The following is a 2942-nucleotide window of genomic DNA, read 5'->3' on the forward strand; positions in this document are numbered from 1 at the left end:
TAGTACGCTTATTTACTAACTTAGTTAAGTGAATAAGGGCGCACGGTGGATGCCTTGGCACTAGGAGCCGATGAAGGACGGGACTAACACCGATATGCCTCGGGGAGTTGTACGTAAACTTTGATCCGAGGATTTCCGAATGGGGGAACCCGCTGTTCGTAATGGAACAGTACCATTATCTGAATACATAGGATAATGGAGGCAGACCCGGGGAACTGAAACATCTCAGTACCCGGAGGAAGAGAAAGCAAATGCGATTTCCTGAGTAGCGGCGAGCGAAACGGAATTAGCCCAAACCAGAAAGCTTGCTTTCTGGGGTTGTAGGACACTCCTTTGGAGTTACAAAGGAATTCTTTAGACGAATCGATCTGGAAAGGTCAGCCATAGCGGGTAACAGCCCTGTAGTCGAAAAGGAATTCTCTCCGGAGTGTATCCTGAGTACGGCGGAACACGAGAAATTCCGTCGGAATCCGGGAGGACCATCTCCCAAGGCTAAATACTCCCTAGTGACCGATAGTGAACCAGTACCGTGAGGGAAAGGTGAAAAGCACCCCGGAAGGGGAGTGAAATAGTACCTGAAACCGTGTGCCTACAAGTAGTCGAAGCCCGTTAATGGGTGACGGCGTACCTTTTGTAGAATGGACCGGCGAGTTACGATCGTATGCAAGGTTAAGTGGAAGACACGGAGCCGCAGCGAAAGCGAGTCTGAATAGGGCGAATTAGTATGCGGTCGTAGACCCGAAACCGTGTGATCTACCCATGTCCAGGGTGAAGGTCAGGTAACACTGACTGGAGGCCCGAACCCACGTATGTTGAAAAATGCGGGGATGAGGTGTGGGTAGGGGTGAAATGCCAATCGAACACGGAGATAGCTGGTTCTCTCCGAAATAGCTTTAGGGCTAGCCTCAAGTAGTGAGTATTGGAGGTAGAGCACTGATTGGACTAGGGGCCCTCACCGGGTTACCGAATTCAGTCAAACTCCGAATGCCAATTACTTCAACTTGGGAGTCAGACTATGGGTGATAAGGTTCATAGTCGAAAGGGAAACAGCCCAGACCGCCAGCTAAGGTCCCAAAGTATACGTTAAGTGGAAAAGGATGTGGAGTTGCCCAGACAACCAGGATGTTGGCTCAGAAGCAGCCATCATTTAAAGAGTGCGTAATAGCTCACTGGTCGAGTGACTCTGCGCCGAAAATGTACCGGGGCTAAACGTATCACCGAAGCTGCGGATTGTTCTTCGAACAATGGTAGGAGAGCGTTCTAAGTGCTGTGAAGTCAGACCGTGAGGACTGGTGGAGCGCTTAGAAGTGAGAATGCCGGTATGAGTAGCGAAAAAAGAGTGAGAATCTCTTTCACCGAATGCCTAAGGTTTCCTGAGGAAGGCTCGTCCTCTCAGGGTTAGTCGGGACCTAAGCCGAGGCCGAAAGGCGTAGGCGATGGACAACAGGTTGATATTCCTGTACCACCTCATGATTGTTTGAGCGATGGGGGGACGCAGTAGGATAAGGAATGCGCACCGATGGATGTGTGCGCCCAAGCAGTGAGAAAGTTGGATAGGCAAATCCGTTCAACAATTTCAAGCTGTGATGGGGAGGGAAATTAGTACCGAAGTTCCTGATTTCACACTGCCAAGAAAAGCCTCTAGTTAGATCATAGGTGCCCGTACCGCAAACCGACACAGGTAGGCGAGGAGAGAATCCTAAGGTGAGCGGGAGAACTCTCGTTAAGGAACTCGGCAAAATGACCCCGTAACTTCGGGAGAAGGGGTGCTTCATTTACATGGAGCCGCAGTGAATAGGCCCAAGCGACTGTTTAGCAAAAACACAGGTCTCTGCGAAGCCGAAAGGCGAAGTATAGGGGCTGACACCTGCCCGGTGCTGGAAGGTTAAGGGGAAATGTTAGCACTTTGGTGCGAAGCATAGAACCGAAGCCCCAGTAAACGGCGGCCGTAACTATAACGGTCCTAAGGTAGCGAAATTCCTTGTCGGGTAAGTTCCGACCCGCACGAAAGGTGCAACGACTTGGGCACTGTCTCAACGAGAGACCCGGTGAAATTATACTATGCGTGAAGATGCGCATTACCCGCGACAGGACGGAAAGACCCCGTGGAGCTTTACTGTAGCCTGATATTGAATGTTTGTGCAGCTTGTACAGGATAGGTGGGAGCCGTTGAAGCGTGAGCGCTAGCTTACGTGGAGGCGCCCGTGGGATACCACCCTAGTTGTATGAACCTTCTAACCCAGGACCGTGATCCGGTTCGGAGACAGTGTCAGGCGGGCAGTTTGACTGGGGCGGTCGCCTCCCAAAGAGTAACGGAGGCGCCCAAAGGTTCCCTCAGAATGGTTGGAAATCATTCGTAGAGTGTAAAGGCAGAAGGGAGCTTGACTGCGAGACCTACAAGTCGAGCAGGGACGAAAGTCGGGCTTAGTGATCCGGTGGTTCCGCATGGAAGGGCCATCGCTCAACGGATAAAAGCTACCCCGGGGATAACAGGCTTATCTCCCCCAAGAGTTCACATCGACGGGGAGGTTTGGCACCTCGATGTCGGCTCATCGCATCCTGGGGCTGTAGTCGGTCCCAAGGGTTGGGCTGTTCGCCCATTAAAGCGGTACGCGAGCTGGGTTCAGAACGTCGTGAGACAGTTCGGTCCCTATCCGTCGTGGGCGTTGGAAGTTTGAGAGGAGCTGTCCTTAGTACGAGAGGACCGGGATGGACACACCGCTGGTGTACCAGTTGTTCCGCCAGGAGCATCGCTGGGTAGCTACGTGTGGAAAGGATAAGTGCTGAAAGCATCTAAGCATGAAGCCCCCCTCAAGATGAGACTTCCCATCACTTCGAGTGAGTAAGATCCCTCAGAGACGATGAGGTTGATAGGTTCGGTGTGGAAGCGTGGTGACACGTGGAGCTTACGGATACTAATCGATCGAGGACTTAACTAAATT

1 rRNA gene is annotated in these 2942 nt (G+C 52.0%); it reads left to right on the forward strand.

Annotated features, from left to right (window positions below):
* Window positions 1-22: 22 nt before the first annotated feature.
* Window positions 23-2939 (forward strand): 23S ribosomal RNA (locus tag CWR45_RS14835).
* Window positions 2940-2942 lie beyond the last annotated feature (3 nt).

Source organism: Oceanobacillus chungangensis, from assembly GCF_003369565.1.
Taxonomy (GTDB): Bacteria; Bacillota; Bacilli; order Bacillales; family Amphibacillaceae; genus Oceanobacillus; species Oceanobacillus chungangensis.